Here is a 20,780-nt window from a genome sequence, read left to right on the forward strand (position 1 = left end):
TAACGGGCGCCCGAGGGCGCCCGCTATCCGATTCTTGTTTTGCCTCGCGTGGGGATTTCCCCCGGCGTGATGTCAGTCCGCCCAGTGTCCCAGCGTCGTCGCCGTCGGCAGGACCTGCGCCGAGAGCTGGCGATCGTTGTTCAGCAGGCGCACCGCGTCGGCGAGGATCGCGGCCGATTCGCGAAGCAGCGGGTCGGGACGCTTGTCGGCCAGCTTCTCGCGTTCGGCGTCCTTGGCGATGTCGCGCTCGTTCGCGGCGAGGCCGTCGTCGTTGTAGTCGTCGGCCAGCGGATCGAGGTCCAGGCCCAGCGCCTTGCGCTGTTCCTGGCGCGACTTGCGCTTGGCTTCCTCGCGGTCGCGTTCGGCGCGGCGATCGGCTTCGTTGAGGCTGACCCACTTCTTCGCGCGCTCCTCGCGGAACTGCGCGACGTCCTCGCTCCACCACTGGAATTCCTTGTCGCCGGCGATGCGCGCGGTGTGCAGCGATTCCAGCTGCGGCAGCAGCGGCGAGAAGTTGCCGTAGGTGGTGTGCGGCACGGCCGAGATGCGGGTCCACGGCAGCGCGTTGTCGTAGGTGCTTTCGCCGTACTCGCTCGCGTCGACCGAGACCGGGAAGGCCACGTCCGGCACCACGCCCTTGTTTTGCGTCGAACCGCCGCTGACGCGGAAGAACTGCGCGATGGTCAGCTTCACCTGGCCGAAACGCGCTTCCTCGTTGGCCGGCCAGCGGTCGAGGTCGACCAGGTTCTGCACCGTGCCCTTGCCGAAGCTCGTTTCGCCGATGACCAGGCCGCGACCGTAATCCTGGATCGCGCCAGCGAAGATCTCCGACGCCGAGGCCGAACCACGGTTGATCAGCACCGCCAGCGGGCCTTCCCACGCGATGCCGGTGTCGCTGTCGCCTTCCACGCTGACGCGGCCGCCGGACTCGCGCACCTGCACGACCGGGCCACGGTCGATGAACAGGCCGGTGAGTTCGATCGCTTCGTTGAGCGAGCCGCCACCGTTGTTGCGCAGGTCGAGCACGACGCCATCGACGTTCTGGCCGCGCAGCTCTTCCAGCAGCTTGGCGACGTCGCGGGTGGCCGAGGCGTAATCGTTGCTGTTCTTCCGGCGGCCTTCGAAGTCCTGGTAGAAGCCGGGCAGTTCGATCACGCCGATGCGCTGCTCGGGCGCGCCTTCCTTGCCGGGAATGGTGATGACCTTCGACTTGGCGGCCTGGTCTTCCAGGCGCACCTTGTCGCGCACCAGCACCAGCCGCTGCGGCTGGCTGTCCAGGCCCGCTTCGGCCGGGATCACGTCCAGGCGCACCTTGGTGCCCTTGGCGCCGCGGATCTTGGCGACGACGTCGTCGATGCGCCAGCCGATCACGTCCTCCATCGCGCCGCTTTCGCCCTGCCCCACGCCGACCACGCGGTCGCCGGGCTTGAGCTTGCCGGACTTGCCGGCGGGGCCGCCGGGCACGATCTCGCGGATCGCGACCACGTCGTCCTGCTTCTGCAGCACCGCGCCGATGCCTTCCAGCGAGAGCGACATCGACACGTTGAAGTTGTCGGCGGTCTTCGGCGTGAAGTAGTCGGTATGCGGATCGACCGAGTTGGCGTAGCTGTTGAGGAAGGTCTGGAACACGTCCTCGCCCTTCAGCTCGGCGATCGACTTGCCCATGTTGGTGTAGCGCTTGTCGAGCGTCTTGCGGATGTCGTCCGGCTTCTTGCCGGCGAGCTTCAGGCGCAGCCAGTCGTTGCGCACCGACGCCTTCCACAGCGTGTCCAGCGCGGCCTCGTCGGTCGCCCACGGCGCGTCCTCGCGGTCGTACTCGTAGCGATCGGTGCCGGTGAAATCGAAGATGTCCTGCTTGAGCAGCGTGCGCGCGTAGCCCACGCGCTGGTCCACGCGCTGCTTGTAGGTGGCGAAGATCGCGTAGGCCGGCGCGAGGTCGCCGCTCTTGATCGCGTCGTCGAACTTGAGTTTGTGCGCGTCGAACTTGGCGATGTCCTGCGCGGTGAAGAACTGTTTGCCGCCATCGAGCGCTTCCAGGTAGCGCTTGTAGATGTCGGCCGAGAGTGTGTCGTCCAGCGCGACCGGGCGGTACGCGTAGCGGCTGTCGGAGAGCAGGCCGTAGACGAGCTTGGCCGCCGTGGTCTGGTCGGCGGTCGCCGCGCGCGGCAGCGGCGAGGGCTCCATCGACTTGATCAGGTTCGGCTTTTCGTGCTGTGGCCGTTCGACCTGCGAGGTCTTCTGGTCCGCGCTGTCGGACTGCGCGAGCAGTGCCACGGGGGAGGCCAGCGCGAGGGCGACGAGGACGGAGGCGGAAGTGGTCTTGAGTTTCATCGAGGAGGCTTCGCGACCGCGGCGCGGCCGAATGGGGAGTCCTGAGGAGACGAACGCAGAATGGACGGCGGTTCGACAACCCCACAGTGCCGAAAGTTGCAGCGGCTGTCACCCACCGGGGGTGGGAATTACCGTGCCGTCAGCCGCACTTCGCCCATTCACGTCCGCGCGTTCAGCTGGGCGACGGTCGGCGGTCAGGCAGGGGTTAGCGTCGGCCTTTGCCGATCAATGAGATGTGAGCGGTAGACGGGCTCAGCCGGCCGCGACGACGCCGGCTTCGATCGCCGAACGGTCGGCGTGGTAGGACGAGCGGACCAGCGGGCCGGAGGCGACGTGGGTGAAGCCCAGCGCGTAGCCGTAGTCCTCCAGCGCCTTGAACTCCTCCGGCGTCCAGTAACGCAGCACCGGATGGTGGTGCGCGCTGGGCTGGAGGTACTGGCCGATGGTGATCATGTCCACGTCGTGGTCGCGCAGGTCGCGCAGCGTGGCCTGCACCTGCTCCATCGTCTCGCCCAGGCCGAGCATGATGCCGCTCTTGGTGGCGACGTCCGGATGCTGCGCCTTGAACTTCTTCAGCAGCGTCAGCGACCACTGGTAGTCGGCGCCGGGGCGGACGTTGCGGTACAGGTCCGGCACGGTCTCGACGTTGTGGTTGAACACGTCGGGCGGATTGGTGGCGAGGATCTCCAGCGCGCGCTCCATGCGGCCCTTGCCGCGGAAGTCCGGCGTGAGGACCTCGATGCGCGTGCGCGGGCTGTGCTCGCGGATCGCTGCGATGCAGTCGACGAAATGCTGGGCGCCGCCGTCGCGCAGGTCGTCGCGGTCGACGCTGGTGACGACCACGTACTTCAGGCCCATGTCGGCGACGGTGGTCGCCAGGCTCAGGGGCTCGGACGGATCCGGCGGCTTCGGCCGGCCGTGGGCGACGTCGCAGAAGCTGCAGCGGCGGGTGCACACCTCGCCGAGGATCATGAAGGTCGCGGTGCCGTGGCTGAAGCACTCGTGGATGTTCGGGCAGCTGGCTTCCTCGCACACCGTGACCAGGCGGTTCTCGCGCAGCTTCGACTTGAGCTGCTGCACCGAGTTGCCCGACGGAATGCGCACGCGGATCCACGACGGCTTGCGCAGCACCGGCGCGTCGGCGAACTGCACCGGCGATCGGGCGATCTTGTCGCCGGCGATCTGCTTCACGCCCGGCTGCAACGACGGCGCGGCGTCGCCGCTCACGACCGAAAGCGGGATGGTCTTGGGGGCGGTCTCGGACATGGCGTGGGGGAATCTCTGGATCGGCGAAAAGACGGCGCCGGGGAAGGTCAGAACGTCGGCGGCGGGGCCGTTTCGACGGTCAGGCCGAACTGACGGGCGACGTGCCCGATCAGCACCGGCTTGACCGGCTCCAGCCCGGACGGGCCGCCCAAGTCTAGCATCGAGGTCACCTGCAGCCCCTGGTAGCCGCAGGGGTTGATGCGCCGGAACGGCTCCAGGTCCATGGCGATGTTGAACGCCAGCCCGTGGAAGGTGCAGCCGCGACGCACGCGGATGCCGAGCGCGCCGATCTTCGCCCCATTCACGTACACGCCGGGCGCGCCCTCGCGGCGCTCGGCGTGGAGGTTCCAGTCGCCCAGGGTGTCGATCATCGCCTGCTCGATGCGGTGCACGTATTCCTTGACGCCGATCTTCAGGCGCTTCAGGTCGAGCAGCGGGTACAGCACGATCTGGCCGGGCCCGTGATAGGTCACCTGGCCGCCGCGATCGACGTGGATCACCGGGATGTCGCCGGGGAACAGCACGTGTTCGGCCTGGCCGGCCTGGCCGAGGGTGAACACCGGGTCGTGCTCGACCAGCCACAGCTCGTCGGGCGTGTCGGCGGTACGCGCGTCGGTGAAGGCCTGCATCGCGTGCCAGACCGGTTCATAGGCGCGGCGGCCGAGGTCGCGCAGCTGCGCCGGTGGCGCTGCGCGAAGCGGTTCCTGCGCGATGACGGGCTCGCTCAGAGCGTCCACTTCACTTCCGGGTGGTCGCGCAGCACCTGGTGCGCCTTGTCGTATTCCTCGCGGCTACGCGCGCGGAAGGTGATCCGAACCGAGACGAAGCGGCCGTTGCTGGAGAGCTTCCAGTTGACGGTTTCCTGGACCACTTCGATGCCCGCGTCGAGCAGCAGCGTCGGCAGCGCCGTTTCCAGATCCTTCTCGGCAGCGCCCATGGCGCTCAGCTCGAACGTGCCCGGGAACTGGAAGCCGTGCTCGGGGTTGTCGGATTTGATTTCCATGGCGGAATTATGGGTCCGGGCCGGGGCAAACCCAAGGCGGGGACCGGCTCCCACCCGCTCAGGCCAATCGCGTCCTCGCAGGCGTGAGCGTGGCCGCATGCCGCGGCCCCACCCCAACCCCTCTCCCGGAGAAGCTTTAGAGCCGCCCCGCTTTCGGATTCGTCCTATTCGACCGCGAACGCGCGGCGAACAGACTTCGCGCCCGGTTCCACGCCATCCACCGCCACCATGCCCAAGCCGTTATCGCATCGCTCCCTGGTGCTGTTGCTGGTCGTCTACACCGCGTCGATGGCCGCGCTGATGCTGATCCTCGCGCTGATGATCGCCGGCTACGGCGACACCGGCACCGGCGATGCGCTGTCGATCGCCGCGCCCTTCGTCCTGCTGCTGTGCGCACTCGGGCTGGCGACGTACCTGGTCGCGATGCGCATGCTCCGGCAGGGCCGCGAGAAACGCGCGTTGGCGTGCATGTGCAGCTACGCCTGCCTGCCCTGGCCGATGATGGCCGCGCTGCTGTACTGACGCCGGAAGCAGGAAGGCCGGCTTGCGCCGGCCTTCCTCGGGATCGATGCGGAACGCGGACCTCAGTCCGACTCCCACCACATCCAGAACTCGTCCCACAGGCGCTTGAAGAAGCCGCCCTCCTCCACCGCGTTCAACGCGACCAGCGGGCGCTGCGAAACGACCTTGCCGTCCAGCATCACCTTCACCGTGCCGATCTTCTGGCCTTTGGCGATCGGCGCGACGAGTTGCTTGGGCACGTCCATCATCGGCTTGAGCTGGTCGTACTTGCCGCGCTGCACCGTCACCAGCAGCGGTTCGGCAACGCCGAGCTGCACTTCGTCGGCCGCGCCCTTCCACACCTTCTGCTTCGCCACGGCCTTGCCGACGTCGTAGAGCTTGTGCGTCTCGAAGAAGCGGAAGCCCCAGTTGAGCAGCGCCTGCGAATCGACCGCGCGCTGGTTCTCGCTGGTGGAACCCATCACGACCGAGATCAGGCGCTGGTCGCCGCGCTTGGCCGAGGCCATCAGGCAGTAGCCGGCGCCGGAATGGTGACCGGTCTTGATGCCGTCGACGGTGGAGTCGCGCCACAACAGCAGGTTGCGGTTCGGCTGGGTGATCGGGCCGACCGTGTATTCCTTGATCTTGTTGTACGAGTACGCGACCGGGTAGTCGTGCACCAGCGCGCGGCCGAGCAGCGCCAGGTCGTGCGCGGTGGAGTAATGCTCCGGCGCGGACAGGCCGGTCGGGTTCACCCAATGGGTGTTCTTCAGGCCGATGCGCTGGGCGTACTGGTTCATCAGCGCGGCGAAGGCATCGGTGCTGCCGGCGACGTGTTCGGCCAGCGCGATGGCGGCGTCGTTGCCCGACTGCACGACCATGCCCTTTTCCATCTCCAGCAGCGGCGCGGTCTTGTTGACCTCGAAGCCGGAGTAGCTGCCGTCGGTGCCGGCGCCGCCGACGCGCCAGGCGTTCTCGGTCATCATCACCTGGTCGTCGGGCTTGACCTTGCCGGCCGCCATCTCGGCGGCGATGACGTAGCTGGTCATCACCTTGGTGATGCTCGCCGGCTCCAGGCGCTGGTCGTAGTTCTCGCCGGCCAGGACGTTGCCGCTGGCGGCGTCCATCAGCACCCACGCGGTGCCGACGATCTTCGGCGGCGGCGGGACCGGGAGCGACTCGCTGGCGGCCGGCAGCTGCGTGCGCGGCGTCGGGGTCGGCGTGGTCTGGGCGAGGGCGAGGCCGGCCACGAGGGTCGTGGCGGCGGCCAGTACGGCGGCTCTGGCGAGAGCGGGGACTTTCATTTTCTGGACGGCTCCGGCGCCGGCGCGGACCGGCGGTTGACGATGAGTGAGAAGAATTCTAGTCGCGGACGCGCTGCGGCTGCCCGAATCCCAGACCCGCGATGCGCTGCGCAAGTTCCGTGGCCTGCGCGGCCTGCAGCGGACCGACGCGCAACCGCCACACGGTCTGGCCGTTGGCGCTGGCGTCGCTGATCTGGGCCGTATCGATGCCGGCCGCGCGCAGGCGGCCCAGGGCGCGATCGGCGTTGGCACGGGCGGTGAAGCTGGCGACCTGGAAGACGACGTTGTCCCCGCCGAGGTCGATTGCCGGTGCGGGAATCGCCGGCGGCGGCGCGGCCTTCGCCGCCGCGACGGCCTGGGCGAACTTGCCGGCCTGGCTCGCGATGGGGGTCGGTTTGCCGGTGGCGATGCGCACGCCGGGCGGGAGCTCCGCGGCGTTCGCGGCCGAGACCGGGATCGCCGCGACCAGCCGGTCCATCGCGCTTGGCGGTTTCACCGGCGCCGGCGCCGGGGCGGGCGAAGCGGGCTCGGGCGTCTTCGCCGCGGGCGCCGGCGAAGGCGCGGACGCGTAGACGCGTTCCTCGTCCCCCGGCATCAGCGCGCGCACTTCCACCTTGCCGGTGCCGCGCTGGGTGATGCCGAGCTTCACCGCCGCCGCGTAGCTGAGGTCGATCAGGCGTCCGTCATGGAACGGCCCGCGATCGTTGACGCGCACCACCACAGACTTGCCGTTGTCGAGGTTGGTCACGCGCGCGAAGCTCGGCAGTGGCAGCGTCTTGTGCGCGGCGGTGAAGGCGTACATGTCGTACACCTCCAGGTTCGACGTGCGGCGGCCGTGGAATTTCTGCCCGTAGTACGACGCCGTTCCGCGCTCGACATAGCCCTTCGGCGTGTCCAGCACCTTGTAGGTCTTGCCGAGCACGACGTACTTGGGCCGGTTCCCCACCGGCGAACGCGGTTCGTTGGTGACGTCCGGCTCGGGGATGGCGTCCACATCGGGGATGTAATCCGGCGTGCTGTCCTTCACGCCCGGCTTGTACAGGCCGCCGGCGGTGTAGTGGCCGCGCGTGCTGGGATCTTCCTTCGCCGGCGCGTACGGGGATTTCTTCTTGCCGCCGGGCAACGGCGCGTGGTGCACGCCGCCGCGATCGGGCATCGCGACCGACTCGGAGCCGGACTTCTTCGGCGAACTCGCGCACGCCGCGAGGGTGAGCACCGCGACCGCCAGGAGCGTCCGGGCGACCACGGTGCGCAGGGCGGCCGGGCGCATCATGCCGACGGCTGCCCGTTCGGAACGGCGGCGACGTCCGCGTCGCTTCGACCGGCGATCGCCTCGCCCAGCAGGTACACCGCCATCGCGTAATGCTTGGAGATGTTGTAGCGGGTGATCGCGTAGAAGTTGCGGAAGCCGAACCAGTACTCCGGCCCGCTGCTGCCGTCGAGCATCACCACCGTGGCGTGCTGCGCGGCCGGCGTCACCGGCGTGAGCGGACGGAAACCGCGCTGCGCCAGCTCGTCCATCGTGTATAGCGGGTCCAGGCTTTCCGGCTCGATCGGCTGCGCGTTCGCGGCGGCGTTGGCACGCACCGTGACCGGACCGCCGCGCTCCCAGCCGCCCTTCTTCACGAAATAGTTGGCGATGGAGGCGAACACGTCGTCGAGGTTGTTGAACAGATCGCGCTTGCCGTCGCCGTCGCCGTCCACGGCGAACTCGCGGTAGCTGGACGGCATGAACTGGCCCCAGCCCATCGCACCGGCGTAGCTGCCCTTGAGCGTGGTGATGTCCAGCCCGGTTTCCTTGCCCAGCGCGAACAGCTGCGCCAGCTCGCCACGGAAGAAGGCCTCGCGGCGGTTCTCGCGATCGAGCCTGGCCGGATCGCCGCTGCGCGGATAGGCGAAAGCGAGCGTGTAGAGCGCATCGAGCACCGGGTACGAACCGGTGTTGCGGCCGTAATTGGTTTCCACGCCGATGATCGAGACGATCACTTCGGCCGGAACGCCGAATTTGGCTTCAGCGCGCATGAGTTCGTCGCGATGCTCGGCGAGGAACGCGCGACCGCCGTCGATGCGCGACCGGGTGATGAAGATTGGCCGGTAATCGCGCCATGGCTTGGCCTCGGCCGGCTTCGACATCGCGGCGATGATGCTGTCGCGGATCTCGGCCTGGGCGAGCACCGATTCGATGTACGCCGGATCGATGCCGTACTGCGCGGCGGTCTCGCGCACGAACGCGGCGCGCGCGATGTCGATCGGCTGCTGCACGACGGGCTCCGGCAAGGCCGGCGTGCCCGGCACGGGGCGCGGCTTCGCGGCGGCGGCGGGAGCGGAGGCGGCGGGGGTCTGCGGCGCGGGCGCCTGGGCCTGGGTGGCGCAACCGGCCAACGCGGCAACAAGCGCGCTGATCGCGGCGCTACGGGTGAAGTGGCGTCGGGTCATCGCCGGGAGGGTAGCACGCGTTCCGCGAGGCAAAAACCGCGTGTTCACGCGCGCGGGGGGCATCAGTCAGGTTCGCTCGAGCCCGCTTCGATACGCGCTCCAGGTGCGTATCGCGTCGCCGCGCTCGTGCAGGAAAAAGGATCAGCGAAGCGCATCAGCGCGCGTAGATCGGCCGATGCGCCCGCACCGCCATCACCACGCCCAACCCGGCCAGCAGCGACACGGCCGAGGTACCGCCGTAGCTCAGCAACGGCATCGGCACGCCGACCACCGGCAGCAGGCCGGAGATCATTCCGCCGTTGACGATCACGTACACGCAGAACGCCAGGCCGAGCGCGCCGGCGATCAGGCGCGAATAGCCGTCGCGCGCCTCGGAGGCGATCCACAGGCAGCGGCCGATCACGAACAGGTACAGCGCCAGAACGGTGGCCACGCCCATCCAGCCGAATTCCTCGCTCAGCACGGCGAAGATGAAGTCGGTGGTGTGTTCAGGCAGGTAGTTCAGGTGCGACTGCGAGCCCTGCCCCCAGCCCTTGCCGGTGAGGCCGCCGGCGCCGATGGCGATCTTCGACTGGATGATGTTCCAACCGGTGCCGAGCGGGTCGGATTCGGGGTTGAGGAAGGTGAGGATGCGGTCCTTCTGGTACGGCCGCAGCAGCCAGAACCACGCGACGGGCGCGACCGCCGCGACCGCGCCGAACGCCATGCCGAACCACCACCACGGCAGGCCGGCCAGATACAGGGCGAAGGCGCCGCTCATCGCCACCAGCATCGCGGTGCCGAAGTCCGGTTGCAGCAGGATCAGCCCGGTCGGCGCGGCGATCAGCAGGCCCGCCATCAGCACGGTGCGGAAACGCGGCGGCAGCGCCTGGCGGTCGAGGTACCAGGCGACCATCATCGGCAGGCTCAGCTTGAGCAGTTCCGCCGGCTGCACGTAGACCACGCCGAGGTTGATCCAGTGGCGGCCGTGCTTGCCGGTGCCGATCAGCAACACCAGCAGCAGCGGCAGCAGCGAGGCGCCGAACACGATCGGGGTCCAGTTGCGCAGTTGGTTCGGCGGCACGCGCGACAGCGCCCACATCACGCCCAGCCCGGCGACGAAGAATGCGCCCTGGCGCACTACCAGACCGACGGAATGATCGGCGGCGCTGTAGAGCACGGCCAGGCCGATTCCCATCAGCGCGAGCAGCGCGCCCAGCAGCGGCAGGTCGAGCGTGCGCGCGAAGCGCACCAGCAGGTCGAACAGCCAGCGCAGGATCTGCCTCATCGGGTGGGCTCCTGGGGCGGGGTCTGCGTCTGCGGCTGCGACGGTTGCGGCTGCGCTTGCGTCGTTCCGCTCGCGGCAGGCGGAGTTGCGACGACGGCGCGCGGCGTCGGCAGGATCGGCGCCACCGGCGCGCCCTGCGTCGCGGCGGCGGCCACGACCGGCGCCGCATGCGGTTGCGCCGGACGCGTGTACTTCGGATCGGTCGGCACCGGTTCGGGCATCTTGCCCAGCAACCATGCGTCGAAGATCTTGCGCGCGATCGGCGCCGCGGTGCTGCCGCCGAAGCCGCCGTGTTCGACCGAAATGGCCACCACGATCGTCGGGTTGTCGGCCGGCGCATAGCCGACGAACAGCGCCTGGTGACGCAGGTGGTACGGCAGCGAGTGCGGATCGAAACTCTGGCTGCCCTTGCGACTGATCTTCTGCGCGGTGCCGGTCTTGCCCGCCATCAGGTACGGCGCGCCGACGGCCATGGCGCGGCCGGTGCCGCCCGGCCCCATCGTCGCCATCATCCCTTCCTGCACCGCGCGCAGGTTGTCGGGCTTGTCAGTGATGAGCGGCGGCGTCGGCTGCGGCAGCGGCACCCACGGCGTGTCGTAACCGTTGCGGCGTTCCGCGACGAGGTGCGGGCGCACGAGGCGCCCGCCGTTCGCGATCGCCGCCGTCCCGCGCACCAGCTGCAGCGTGGTGGCGATCCAGTAGCCCTGGCCGATGCCGGCGTTGACCGTCTCGCCCGCGTACCACGGCTCCTTGCTGCGCGTGCGCTTCCATTCGGGCGACGGCACCACGCCCTTGTTCTCGCCGGCCAGGTCGATGCCGGTGCGTTCGCCGAATCCATACCTGCGCATGTATTCGTCGAAGCGCTCGATGCCCATGTCGTAGGCGAGCTTGTAGTAGTAGTAGTTCACCGACGCGGCGATCGACTTGCGCAGGTCGGTCCAGCCCGCGCCGCCGTGCGCGTCGCGCCAGCCGCGGCGCTGGCCGGGGATGTAGAACGTACCGGTGGAGAACACCGCGTCCTCGGGCCGGCGCAGGCCGCTGTCGAGGCCGGCCAGCGCGATCAGCGGCTTCACCGTCGACCCCGGCGGGCCGCCGCCGAGCACGTTGCGGTTGAACAGCGGGCGCGACGGGTTGTCCATCAGCGCGCGGTAATCGACGTTCGAGATGCCGTTGACGAACAGGTTCGTGTCGTAGCCCGGCAGGCTGACCATGCCGAGGATCTCGCCGGTGCGCGGGTCCATCGCGATGGCCGAACCGTCCATGTCGCCGAACGCGGTCACCATCGCCTGCTGCAGGTCGAGGTCGATGCTCAGGCGCAGGTCGGCGCCCGGCGTGGCCGGCACGTGGCCGACCTGGCGCATCGGGCGGCCGTCGACGTTGGTTTCGATCTGCTCGTAACCGACCTTTCCGCGCAGCGCCTCCTCGTAATAGCGCTCCAGCCCGGTCTTGCCGATGTGGGTCAGCGCCGCTCCGCCCTCGCCGAGTTCCTTCAGGTCGTCGGCGTCGATGCGGCCCACGTAGCCGATGACATGCGACAGCAGTTCGCCATAGGGGTAGCGGCGATTGAGGTACGGGACGAGGTCCACGCCCGGATAGCGCCAGCGATCGACCGCGAACCGCGCGGCCTCCTCCTCGGTGACGCGCAGCTTCAGGGTGATCGGCTTGTAGCCGCGGGTGGCGCGGCGTTCGTCCTCGAAGCGGGCGATGTCCTCGGGCGTCAGCGCGATGATCTTCGCCAGCGACGGCAGCCAGTCGCCGGACTTGCCGGCTTCGAAGGGCGTCACCTCGATGCGGTAGGCCGGCACGTTGTCGGCCAGCACGCGGCCCTTGCGATCCAGGATCAGCCCGCGCCCGGGCACCACCGGACGCAGCTTGACACGGTTGGCTTCCGAGCGCGTGGCGTAGTCGTCGTGCTGCCAGACCTGCAGGCGGAAGTACCAGAACCCCAGGCCCAGGATCGCCACCAGCACGCACAGGAAGGCGATCGCGGAGCGCAGTCGGAACTGGTTGGCTTCGGCTGCGCTGTTCTTCAGGACTCGGCGGCGCGGGCCCATCTCAGCGCGCCCTCCACCGGCCGTGGCGCAGCGAGTCCAGCGCGACGTAGGCCAGCGGCCACAGCACCATGCCGGTCACCGGCGAAAGCCACCGCAGCGGATGCAGCGGCTGGCTGCCGACGGCGATGTGGATCGCGGCGGTGACGATGCAGTCGTTCAGCAGCAGGCCGCCGATCGCCAGCGCCTGCTGCGACATCGGGAAGAAGCGCAGCCGCGCGCGGAAGCGCTGCAGGATGTAGGCCATCACCACCAGCCGCAGCGCCTGTTCGCCGAACAGGCTGCCGGTGACCAGGTCGCCAAGCAGGCCGATGATGAAGGCGACGCCGAGGCCGACGTGGTCGGGGTTCTCGATCACCCAGTACGCCAGCACCAGCGCCAGCCAGTACGGACGCAGCGGCTGCACCGCCGGCGGCAGCGGCATCAGCATGAGCAGGAGCGCGACCAGCAGGCTGACCGGCAACACCCATTGCGGACGGGCGCGGGTCATCGGCGGGGCTCCGGAGGCGGGGTGGGCGTCGCCGGGGCATTCGCCGGCGGCGTGGGCGCAGGCGTGCGCGTGGCGGGCGCCTGCGGGGCGGCCGGACGCGTCGCGGGATCGTTCGCGGGCGCGGGGTTCGCCGTGTTCGGAGGGGCGGAAGCGCCCGTGTTGGCCGGCTGCGTCGTTCCCGCCGGAACGGCGCCCTGCGGCGCAGCCGTTGTGGCGCCGGGCGTCGCACCCTGCGTGCCCGCAGCGGGCATCGGGCCGGTCCCCGCCGGATCGGCCGGCGTGAACGCGGTCGCGCCCGGCAACGGATTGGGCATCGACAGCAGCACCAGCACTTCGCGACCACGATCGAGCTGCGCCGCCGGCGTGACTTCGCCGACGAGGAAGGCGCGGCTGTCGTCGGGCTTGAGCGAGGCGATCTTGCCGACCGGGAAACCCGGCGCGAACCGGCCGCCCAGGCCGGAGGTGACCAGCACGTCGCCGACCTTCACGTCGCTGGACAGCGGCACGCTCGTCAGGCGCAGCTTGTCGCTGCGGCCCTCGCCGTACACGACCAGCCGCACCCCGTTGCGTGCGACCGCCACCGGCACGGCGTGCGAGGGATCGGTCAGCAGCAGCACGTTGGCGTACATCGGCGTCACGGCGATGACCTGCCCGAGCAGGCCGTTGGCGTCGATCACGTTCTGCCCGACCTGCACGCGCTCGCGCGTGCCGGCGTTGAGGACGAGGCGCTGCCGCGCCGGGTCCAGGTCGATGTCGAGCACCGGCGCCAGCACCACGTCGAGGTTGCCGGTCTGGGCGGCGTCGAGCAGGCCGCGCAGGCGGGCATTGTCCGCCGCGAGCGTGGCGAGGCGCGCCATCCGCGCCTGGTTGAGCATCGCCTCGTTGCGAAGGCGTCGGTTCTCGGCGGTGAGCTGCGCGAGCGTGCCGGCATCCTCGCGGACGCGATCGACCACCTGCCCCGGCCAGCCGGCGACCATCCACAGCGGCTGCACCATCAGCGTCACCTGCCGGCGCGCCTGCGCGAGCCAGCCGCCACGATGGTCGAGCACGATCAGCACCACCGCCAGCGCGAGGTACGCCAGCAGCTTGAGCGTGCCGGCCACGTCACCGGAGCGTGCGGAGGTGGGAGGGCCGGCGTAAGTGGGCATCGGGGCCGGAAGAGGCGGATCAGGTGTGGGACTTCGACATTCGCGGCCGGGCGGGAATCCCCCTCGGCCGGCCGCGATGCAGGTTCATGCCGGGACGTGTCGGCTCGGGGCTTGCGAATACCCCGTTCCGGCGCCCGGTTTCGATCATTCCGGCGCGAAGAACTCGTTGCCGTGCATGTCGACCAGCTCCAGCGCGCGGCCGCCGCCGCGGGCGACGCAGGTCAGCGGGTCGTCGGCGACCTGCACGTGCAGGCCGGTTTCCTCGCTGATCAGGCGGTCCAGGTCGCGCAGCAGCGCGCCGCCGCCGGTCAGGACGATGCCGCGCTCGGCGACGTCGGCGCACAGTTCCGGCGGGGTCTGCTCCAGCGCCAGCTTGATCGCCGAGACGATGCCGGCCAGCGGCTCGCGCAGGGCTTCCAGCACCTCGTTGGAGTTGATGGTGATCATCTTCGGCACGCCCTCGGCGAGGTTGCGGCCGGAGACTTCGACCGTCGCCGCCTTCTGCTGCGGGTAGGCGCAGCCGATCTCGAGCTTGATGCGCTCGGCCGTGGCTTCGCCGATCAGCGTGCCGTAGGTGCGGCGGACGTAGCTGATGATCGACTCGTCGAAGCGGTCGCCGCCGATGCGGACCGACGCCGAATAGACGATGCCGTTGAGCGCGATGACCGCCACTTCCGTGGTGCCGCCGCCGATGTCCACCACCATCGAGCCGCGGGCTTCGGTCACCGGCATGCCGGCGCCGATGGCGGCGGCCATGGGTTCCTCGATCAGGTAGACCTCGCGGGCGCCGGCCTCCTCGGCCGATTCCTTGATCGCGCGGCGCTCCACCTGGGTCGAGCCGCACGGCACGCAGACCAGCACGCGCGGGCTCGGGCGCAGGAAACGGCTCTTGTGCACCTTGCGGATGAAGTGCTTGAGCATTTCCTCGGTGTAGGTGAAGTCGGCGATGACGCCGTCCTTCATCGGCCGGATGGTCGTGATGTGGCCCGGGGTGCGCCCGAGCATCATCTTGGCCTCGCTGCCGACCGCCGCCACCGTGCGGTTGCCGCCGATCAGGCGGTCCTGGCGGACGGCCACGACCGACGGCTCGTTCAGGACGATCCCCTGGCCGCGGACGTAGATGAGGGTGTTCGCCGTGCCCAGGTCGATGGACAGGTCGTTGGAAAACATGCCGCGGAACTTCTTGAACATCGAGGATCGGCCGTCGGAAAGGTGGGCGTGAGAGGCGCGTGAGGGGTTCGCTAGCCTAGCAACCGCCCCCTTGCGGCACAAGGAAAAAACCTGCAATTCCGGGCACTTCGTGCCATCGAAGGTCACGTTTCGGAAGCGTCCTATCCCGAGCCGCCGGAACGGTTCAGCTCCCCGGCGGCTGGCCGCCGGCGCCCCCAGCCGCTACCCTAGCGCCCGCGCGGCACCTGGCCGTCGCTCCGTGACCTCACGCACCACGCCGGAACCGCGCCGCGGACGGCCCTCGACCCTGGGAATTTCGATGTCTGCACTGATCTGCGGCTCGCTGGCCTACGACACCATCATGGTGTTCCCCGACCAGTTCAAGAACCACATCCTGCCCGACAAGGTGCACATCCTGAATGTGTCCTTCCTGGTGCCGCGGATGCGCCGCGAGTTCGGCGGCTGCGCCGGCAACATCGCCTACAACCTCAAGCTGCTGGGCGGCGACCCGATCCCGATGGCCACCGTCGGCCAGGATTTCGCGCCGTACCGCGAGCATTTCGAACAGTGCGGCATCAACCTGTCGCAGGTGAAGGAGATCGAAGAGCTCTTCACGCCGCAGGCCTTCATCACCACCGACCACGACAACAACCAGATCACCGCGTTCCATCCGGGCGCGATGATGCGTTCGTACGAGAACCACGTGCGCGACGTTGCGGGCGTGACGTTCGGCATCGTCAGCCCCGACGGCCGCGAAGGCATGCTGCAGAACGCGCAGGAATTCGCCGACACGGGCATCCCCTTCATCTTCGATCCGGGCCAGGCCATGCCGCTGTTCAACGGCGAGGAACTGCGCAACTTCATCGAGCTGGCCGACTACGTCACCGTCAACGACTACGAGTCCAACCTGCTGCAGGAACGCACCGGCTGGAGCGAGAACGACATCGTCAAGCGCGTGAAGGCGTACATCACCACGCGCGGTCCGCACGGTTCGCAGATCCACACGCCGGAAAAGACCATCGACGTCCCGCCCGCGCACGAGCGTCGCGTGACCGATCCGACCGGTTGCGGCGATGCGTTCCGCGCCGGCCTGATCTTCGGCATCGAGAAGGGCTACGACTGGCTGACCATCGGCCGCATGGGCAACCTGATGGGCGCGCTGAAGGTCGAACATCCCGGCACGCAGAACCAGCGCTTCGATTTCGACGAGTTCAACGAGCAGTTCAAGCAGCAGTTCGGTTACGCGCTGTGAAGCCGTGATTCGTGAATGGTGATTCGTGATTCGGGGAGCGCCGTGTTTTCGCTCTTCGAATCACGAATCCCGAATCACCAATCACGGCTCTACATCATGTGCGCCAACCAGAGCATCTCCGGCGCCGCGAGCCGCTCGAACTCCGCATACGGCATGCGCACCACTTCGGTGTGATTGCCGGCGTTGAACGCGATTTCCTCCTGGTGCGCCAGGCGCGAGTCGATGTAGACCGGCATGCCGTACAGATGGCCGAACGGCGGCATCGCGCCCGGTTCGCAGTCGGGGAAGGCGTCGCGGAATTCGGTCTCTTCCGCCAGTTCCACCGGCACGCCGCCGAGCGCCAATGACAGCCGATACAGATCGGCGCGATACGTCGACGGCATCACCACCATCGCGAGCCGGCCGTCGGCCTTGATCATCACCGTCTTGGCGAAGTGGTTGGGCTCCACGCGCACCGCCGATGCGGTTTCGTGCGCCGTCACCGTGCGCGGGTGCGTGAGCGTCGTGTAGGGCGCCTGGCCCTGGTCGAGCAGGTTGTGCAGACGTGGGGAGAGCATGGCGTCCTCCACCCGATGGGCCACGCCGCCGGCGTTCCGTTCGCGACCGCGTGGCTGGCGAACCGGCGCGCCTTCCGTGTGCGTGCCGCCCGATGCACGGCGAACGCCGGCATCGGTGCGGAGCTTACGAAGGCAATGCGTAAGGCTGCGTGCAGGCGCCGGACGTTCAGGGATGTCCGCGCATCAGTTCCATTTCGACGGCATCTTCGACGAATCCAGCCCGCCCACCTCGAACACCGCGGTGCGCGTGCCGCCGGCCTTCACCGGGAATTCGATCGCGATGACCTTCGCGGACTTCACCGTCTTCCACAGCATCTTCTCGTCCTCGATGAACATCGCGATGGCTTCGTCGGTCTTCGGGCGGCTCGCATCCACGCGCTTCGGCTCGGCGTCGTCGACCTTCAGCTTCACCTTGCAGCCGCCGTAGCAGTCGAAATCGCCCTTCTCCAGCACGAGGTAGCTGCTGCGGCCCCAGTCCGGTCGATCGCGGAAGATCAGCTGCACCGGGCGCGGGCCGCTGCCGTCGGTGTCGACGTGGTCCTTCGCGTAGATCGATGCCGACACCTGTTCGCCCTCGTCGAGCGGCTGGGCCTGGTAGGTCCACAAGGCGGCGGTCCGGCGCTGTTCGCGTGCCTGCGCGGCCTTGTCCTTGACCTCGTTGTAACGCGTTTCGATGCGGGCGAACGCGGCGCTCGCCGGATACTTGGCCGCCAGTACGTCGCCGTGTGCACGCGCGAGTTCCCAGTTCTGCTTGCCGTATTCGGCTTCGAACGCCTTCGCCATTTCATCCGCGGCCTGTTCCTGCGCGGCCGCCTCGGCCTTCGGATCGGTGGCCGGCTGGCATGCGGCCAGTGCCCCTGCGAGCACGATGGCGGACCACTTCGGTGCAGCGTGTTTCATCGGTGTTTTCCTCGTTCGATCAGCTCGATCACGGCGCGCGCGACCGCCTCGGGTTTTTCCATGATCGACATGTGTCCGCAGCCGTCCAGCAGCACGCGTCGCGCCTGCGGCATGCGCTGCGCGTAGAGCTCCAGCGCGCTCGCGTCGATCACCGCATCCTGGCGGCACCATAGCAGCAGCGCGGGCTGGTCGATGCGCGCGGCCTCGTCGCCGGGCAGGAAACGTTCGTCGCCGCGGCCGATGCGGTCGAGCACGCGCTGTTCGAACGCGGCATCGCGCTTGCGGCGCGCGATGTAGATGCGGTCGGCGGGCCACGGAATCAGCGGTCTGGCGTCGTCGTCGAAGAACACCGTGTCGAGATAGCGCTGCAGCGACGCTTCGTCGTACACGGCGAACGGGTTCTTCCCGGCGAGCACGTCCAGGCCGAACCGGTTGTCGTGGAACCGGACGCCGGCGGCGTCGACGAGCCCCACGCGTGCAACGCGCTCGGGATGCCGCGCGGCCGTGAGCGCCGCGACGCCGCCGCCCATCGAATGGCCGAGCAGTACGACAGGTTCTTCCGGAGATACGGCATCGAGGAAGCGCGCAACGCGTTCGCTCTGCGCGAGGAAGCCGTAGTCGGCGTTTTCGATGCGGTTCGATTCGCCCCAGCCGGGGAGGTCGGGAACGATCACGCGGTAACGTTCGCGCAGAAGGCGCGCGACCGGAAACCAGTTTTCCTTGCTGCCGGTGAAGCCGTGCAGCATGACGATGGTGGGCACGTTGGCCGATGCGGTGTCGTCGTGGGCGTAGACCCAGTGGTCCTCGCCAATCTGCACGCTGGCTTTCGACAGACCCGCGGCGAGGCGCTGGCGGGTGAAGTCGCCGCTGATGAGCGCGTAGGGGTTGTGCCAGAGGGAGGCTGCTGCGAGGAGCAGCAGCGCGGTGGCGATGATTGCAATGAACCGCAGCGATCGAGAACGCACGTGTTCCCTCCCCTTCCCGGCGGACTCCCTCCCCTGCTTGCAGGGGAGGGTTGGGGAGGGGTGGCGTACACGGCGCGGTCACGCTCGGGAACCCGGCGCTTGGGCGCCGCTTACCCCCTCCCAACCTCCCCCTGCACACAGGGGGAGGAGCAGAAGCGCAGCGCTTTTACGACTTCGCCGGCTGTTTCGCCCCAGCGATCGTCTCCTCCACCGACTGCGTCGTGATCGGGTGATACCCCGCACGCGCCTTGGCGAAGGTTTCTTCCGCGAGCTTCAAACCTTCCGGCGTCTTCACCAGTTCCGCGTACGTCGGCATGATCAGCTTGCGACGGCCCACGCGCGCGATGAATTCCGCCGCAGCCGCATTCGCCTGCGTGTAGCCGCTACGCACGGCCAGCGGGTACCAGCGCTGCGCGATCTCGCCGTTGGGCGTACCGGTGAAGTGGAACGCGGCGTCGAGCGCGGCCAGCTGCCCGGGCTTGAGCGTTTCCGGCATGCCGTCGATGAAGTGCACCCATTCCTGCGTGCTCCACTTCGACGTCGCGTCCTTCACGGGAAGCGTGCCGCTGTCGAGCCACGCCTTGCGCGCGGCGTCCACCGCATCGAAGCGCGGCGACACCGTCTTCGGCGCGGTGTCCGGCACGCCCGGTTCGTAGATCCACTGGTCGAGTTCGGCCTCGGTCACCTTGCCCGGGTACTTGTCGAGCAGGTTCGCCTTGGCGTACTCGATGAACTTCGTCGTCGGGATCGACTGGAACGCGAAGTGGTTGAAGTATTCCTTCAGGAACGGATCGAATGCCTCGCGGCCGAAACGCTCCTCCAGGAACTGCAGGAACCACGCGCCCTTGGTGTACACCGTCGAGCTGCTCTGCCCGTCCGGATCGGCCAGCGTGCCCGGACGCAGCGCCAGCACCTGCAGCTTGGGATCGAGCTCCTTGTATTCGGCGGCCAGTTCGTTGCGCGAGATGACCTTCTCCATGTCGGCCGCTTCCTTGCCGTACAGGTCCTCGACGATGCGGTTCTCGACGTAGCTGGTGAAGCCTTCGTTGAGCCAGCTGTCCTTCGGCGTGGAGAACGTCACCAGGTTGCCGGACCAGCTGTGCGCCAGCTCATGCGCGACGAGCGAGACCAGCGACTTGTCGCCCACGATCACCGTCGGCGTGGCGAAGGTCAGGCGCGGGTTTTCCATGCCGCCGTACGGGAACGACGGCGGCAGCACGAGGATATCGTAACGGCCCCAGCGATACGGCCCGTACAGGCGCTCGGCGGTCTGCATCATCTTGTCGGTGTCGGCGAACTCGTCGGCCGCCTTTTCCACCATGCCCGGCTCGGCCCACACGCCGGCGCGTTCGCTGATCGGCTGGAAGACCAGGTCGCCCGCGGCGATCGCCAGCAGGTACGACGGGATCTTCTGCGGCATCTTGAACGTGTAGTCGCCGTCGCGCGCGGCCTTGGGATCGTTGTCGGCGCTCATCAGCACCATCGCGTCCTGCGGCGCGGTCACGTGCGCGGTGTAGGTGAATCGCACGCGCGGCGTGTCCTGCAGCGGCACCCACGAACGCGCGTGGATCTGCTGCGACTGGCTGAACATGAAGGGCGTCTTCTTGCCCTGCGTCATCTCCGGCGTGAGCCACTGCAGGCCCGACGCATCGGGCGAGGTGTGGTAGGTGACGCGGATGCGCGGATTGCGCTGCGGCGTCTCGATGGTGAGCTTGCTGCCGAGCACCTTGTCCTTGTCGGCGAGCGCGAACTTCAGGTCTTCCCACTTGCCGTCGCTGCGTTCGCCAACGACCTTCTCGATGGTGAGATCGCGCGTGTCCAGCACCAGCTGCGTGGCGTTCTGGTCGAGCCACTGCAGCGTGTACGTCGCGCTGCCGCCGAGCTGTTTGTTGTCGAAGTCGACCTTCAGTTCCAGCGCGAGGTCGTCGATGCGGACCTTGTCGGGCTGCGCGAAGGAGTACTCGTCCACTTCGGCGACGTTCTTCTGGTCGGCGGTCGTGGCGGCGGCGGTGTCCTTCGCGGCGGTGTCGGCGGGCGGCGCGGCATCGCGCGAGCAACCGGCGGCGAGGGCGGCGGCAAGGCACAGGGTCAGCATCGAATAACGCATGGGAGGACCGGAAATGGCGGGTGAGCGGGCGA

General features: G+C 68.5%; 18 protein-coding genes. 2 read left to right on the forward strand and 16 right to left on the reverse strand.

What is annotated here, in order from left to right; genetic code table 11:
• Positions 1-72: 72 nt before the first annotated feature.
• The 4 genes from I4U41_RS06290 to I4U41_RS06305 form a co-directional block, all read right to left on the reverse strand.
• Positions 73-2,331 (reverse strand): carboxy terminal-processing peptidase, encoded by a 2,259-nt coding sequence (locus I4U41_RS06290; RefSeq protein ID WP_206860229.1) that lies wholly within the window; start codon positions 2,329-2,331, stop codon positions 73-75.
• A 252-nt stretch (positions 2,332-2,583) separates the two neighbouring features.
• Complete coding sequence (gene lipA / locus I4U41_RS06295) at positions 2,584-3,597, reverse strand: lipoyl synthase (RefSeq protein WP_206860230.1); 1,014 nt, start codon at positions 3,595-3,597, stop codon at positions 2,584-2,586.
• A 47-nt stretch (positions 3,598-3,644) separates the two neighbouring features.
• A complete protein-coding gene (gene lipB, locus I4U41_RS06300) occupies positions 3,645-4,325 on the reverse strand; it encodes a lipoyl(octanoyl) transferase LipB (protein WP_242525076.1) in 681 nt (226 codons plus the stop codon).
• Entirely contained in the window at positions 4,322-4,600 is a 279-nt protein-coding gene (locus tag I4U41_RS06305) for a DUF493 family protein (protein ID WP_206860232.1), read from the reverse strand. Before I4U41_RS06305 ends, lipB begins: the two co-directional genes overlap by 4 nt.
• 228 nt (positions 4,601-4,828) lie before the next feature.
• Between I4U41_RS06305 and I4U41_RS06310 the strand changes: the two genes are divergently transcribed.
• The gene (locus I4U41_RS06310) at positions 4,829-5,122 is read left to right on the forward strand and encodes a hypothetical protein (RefSeq protein ID WP_206860233.1); all 294 of its coding nucleotides are present in this window, start codon (positions 4,829-4,831) and stop codon (positions 5,120-5,122) included.
• A gap of 62 nt (positions 5,123-5,184) precedes the next feature.
• On the opposite strand, the gene I4U41_RS06315 is transcribed toward I4U41_RS06310, so the two are convergent.
• The 8 genes from I4U41_RS06315 to I4U41_RS06350 all read right to left on the reverse strand — a co-directional run bounded on the left by I4U41_RS06315 (position 5,185) and on the right by I4U41_RS06350 (position 14,988).
• Entirely contained in the window at positions 5,185-6,405 is a 1,221-nt protein-coding gene (locus I4U41_RS06315) for a D-alanyl-D-alanine carboxypeptidase family protein (RefSeq protein ID WP_206860234.1), read from the reverse strand.
• Between the two features lie 58 nt (positions 6,406-6,463).
• Entirely contained in the window at positions 6,464-7,675 is a 1,212-nt protein-coding gene (locus I4U41_RS06320; RefSeq protein ID WP_425492510.1) for a septal ring lytic transglycosylase RlpA family protein, read from the reverse strand.
• A complete protein-coding gene (gene mltB, locus I4U41_RS06325; protein ID WP_206860235.1) occupies positions 7,675-8,841 on the reverse strand; it encodes a lytic murein transglycosylase B in 1,167 nt (388 codons plus the stop codon). The genes I4U41_RS06320 and mltB overlap by 1 nt, the downstream gene beginning before the upstream one ends.
• A gap of 154 nt (positions 8,842-8,995) precedes the next feature.
• The gene (rodA, locus tag I4U41_RS06330; RefSeq protein WP_206860236.1) at positions 8,996-10,108 is read right to left on the reverse strand and encodes a rod shape-determining protein RodA; all 1,113 of its coding nucleotides are present in this window, start codon (positions 10,106-10,108) and stop codon (positions 8,996-8,998) included.
• A complete protein-coding gene (mrdA, locus tag I4U41_RS06335; protein ID WP_206860237.1) occupies positions 10,105-12,162 on the reverse strand; it encodes a penicillin-binding protein 2 in 2,058 nt (685 codons plus the stop codon). The genes rodA and mrdA overlap by 4 nt, the downstream gene beginning before the upstream one ends.
• Position 12,163: 1 nt before the next feature.
• Positions 12,164-12,649: a rod shape-determining protein MreD gene (gene mreD, locus I4U41_RS06340; protein WP_206860238.1), complete on the reverse strand. Its 486-nt coding sequence runs from the start codon at positions 12,647-12,649 to the stop codon at positions 12,164-12,166.
• A complete protein-coding gene (mreC, locus tag I4U41_RS06345; protein ID WP_425492497.1) occupies positions 12,646-13,752 on the reverse strand; it encodes a rod shape-determining protein MreC in 1,107 nt (368 codons plus the stop codon). Before mreC ends, mreD begins: the two co-directional genes overlap by 4 nt.
• Before the next feature lie 189 nt (positions 13,753-13,941).
• On the reverse strand, positions 13,942-14,988 hold the full coding sequence (locus I4U41_RS06350; protein ID WP_115841168.1) for a rod shape-determining protein: 1,047 nt from the start codon (positions 14,986-14,988) through the stop codon (positions 13,942-13,944).
• 298 nt (positions 14,989-15,286) lie between these two features.
• Here I4U41_RS06350 and I4U41_RS06355 point away from each other — a divergent pair, with 298 nt between their 5' ends.
• Positions 15,287-16,219: a carbohydrate kinase family protein gene (locus I4U41_RS06355; RefSeq protein WP_206860240.1), complete on the forward strand. Its 933-nt coding sequence runs from the start codon at positions 15,287-15,289 to the stop codon at positions 16,217-16,219.
• Between the two features lie 89 nt (positions 16,220-16,308).
• On the opposite strand, the gene I4U41_RS06360 is transcribed toward I4U41_RS06355, so the two are convergent.
• From I4U41_RS06360 to I4U41_RS06375, 4 genes are all read right to left on the reverse strand, one after another.
• A complete protein-coding gene (locus tag I4U41_RS06360; protein ID WP_206860241.1) occupies positions 16,309-16,776 on the reverse strand; it encodes an aminoacyl-tRNA deacylase in 468 nt (155 codons plus the stop codon).
• 183 nt (positions 16,777-16,959) lie between these two features.
• Complete coding sequence (locus tag I4U41_RS06365; protein ID WP_206860242.1) at positions 16,960-17,676, reverse strand: hypothetical protein; 717 nt, start codon at positions 17,674-17,676, stop codon at positions 16,960-16,962.
• Positions 17,673-18,641: an alpha/beta fold hydrolase gene (locus I4U41_RS06370; protein WP_206860243.1), complete on the reverse strand. Its 969-nt coding sequence runs from the start codon at positions 18,639-18,641 to the stop codon at positions 17,673-17,675. The genes I4U41_RS06365 and I4U41_RS06370 overlap by 4 nt, the downstream gene beginning before the upstream one ends.
• A gap of 166 nt (positions 18,642-18,807) precedes the next feature.
• Positions 18,808-20,748, reverse strand: a complete 1,941-nt coding sequence (locus I4U41_RS06375; protein WP_206860244.1) for a M1 family metallopeptidase — start codon at positions 20,746-20,748, stop codon at positions 18,808-18,810.
• Between the last annotated feature and the right edge of the window lie 32 nt (positions 20,749-20,780).

It is taken from the genome of Lysobacter changpingensis (genome assembly GCF_017308985.1).
GTDB lineage: Bacteria > Pseudomonadota > Gammaproteobacteria > Xanthomonadales > Xanthomonadaceae > Lysobacter_J > Lysobacter_J changpingensis.

What these genes read in the sequence shown, in the direction of transcription:
- I4U41_RS06290 (WP_206860229.1), bottom strand. Translation starts at nt 2,331, where the DNA reads ATGAAACTCAAGACCACTTCCGCCTCCGTCCTCGTCGCCCTCGCGCTG.
- lipA (WP_206860230.1), bottom strand. Translation starts at nt 3,597, where the DNA reads ATGTCCGAGACCGCCCCCAAGACCATCCCGCTTTCGGTCGTGAGCGGC.
- I4U41_RS06305 (WP_206860232.1), bottom strand. Translation starts at nt 4,600, where the DNA reads ATGGAAATCAAATCCGACAACCCCGAGCACGGCTTCCAGTTCCCGGGC.
- I4U41_RS06310 (WP_206860233.1), top strand. Translation starts at nt 4,829, where the DNA reads ATGCCCAAGCCGTTATCGCATCGCTCCCTGGTGCTGTTGCTGGTCGTC.
- I4U41_RS06315 (WP_206860234.1), bottom strand. Translation starts at nt 6,405, where the DNA reads ATGAAAGTCCCCGCTCTCGCCAGAGCCGCCGTACTGGCCGCCGCCACG.
- I4U41_RS06320 (WP_425492510.1), bottom strand. Translation starts at nt 7,675, where the DNA reads ATGCGCCCGGCCGCCCTGCGCACCGTGGTCGCCCGGACGCTCCTGGCG.
- mltB (WP_206860235.1), bottom strand. Translation starts at nt 8,841, where the DNA reads ATGACCCGACGCCACTTCACCCGTAGCGCCGCGATCAGCGCGCTTGTT.
- rodA (WP_206860236.1), bottom strand. Translation starts at nt 10,108, where the DNA reads ATGAGGCAGATCCTGCGCTGGCTGTTCGACCTGCTGGTGCGCTTCGCG.
- mrdA (WP_206860237.1), bottom strand. Translation starts at nt 12,162, where the DNA reads ATGGGCCCGCGCCGCCGAGTCCTGAAGAACAGCGCAGCCGAAGCCAAC.
- mreD (WP_206860238.1), bottom strand. Translation starts at nt 12,649, where the DNA reads ATGACCCGCGCCCGTCCGCAATGGGTGTTGCCGGTCAGCCTGCTGGTC.
- I4U41_RS06350 (WP_115841168.1), bottom strand. Translation starts at nt 14,988, where the DNA reads ATGTTCAAGAAGTTCCGCGGCATGTTTTCCAACGACCTGTCCATCGAC.
- I4U41_RS06355 (WP_206860240.1), top strand. Translation starts at nt 15,287, where the DNA reads ATGTCTGCACTGATCTGCGGCTCGCTGGCCTACGACACCATCATGGTG.
- I4U41_RS06360 (WP_206860241.1), bottom strand. Translation starts at nt 16,776, where the DNA reads ATGCTCTCCCCACGTCTGCACAACCTGCTCGACCAGGGCCAGGCGCCC.
- I4U41_RS06365 (WP_206860242.1), bottom strand. Translation starts at nt 17,676, where the DNA reads ATGAAACACGCTGCACCGAAGTGGTCCGCCATCGTGCTCGCAGGGGCA.
- I4U41_RS06375 (WP_206860244.1), bottom strand. Translation starts at nt 20,748, where the DNA reads ATGCGTTATTCGATGCTGACCCTGTGCCTTGCCGCCGCCCTCGCCGCC.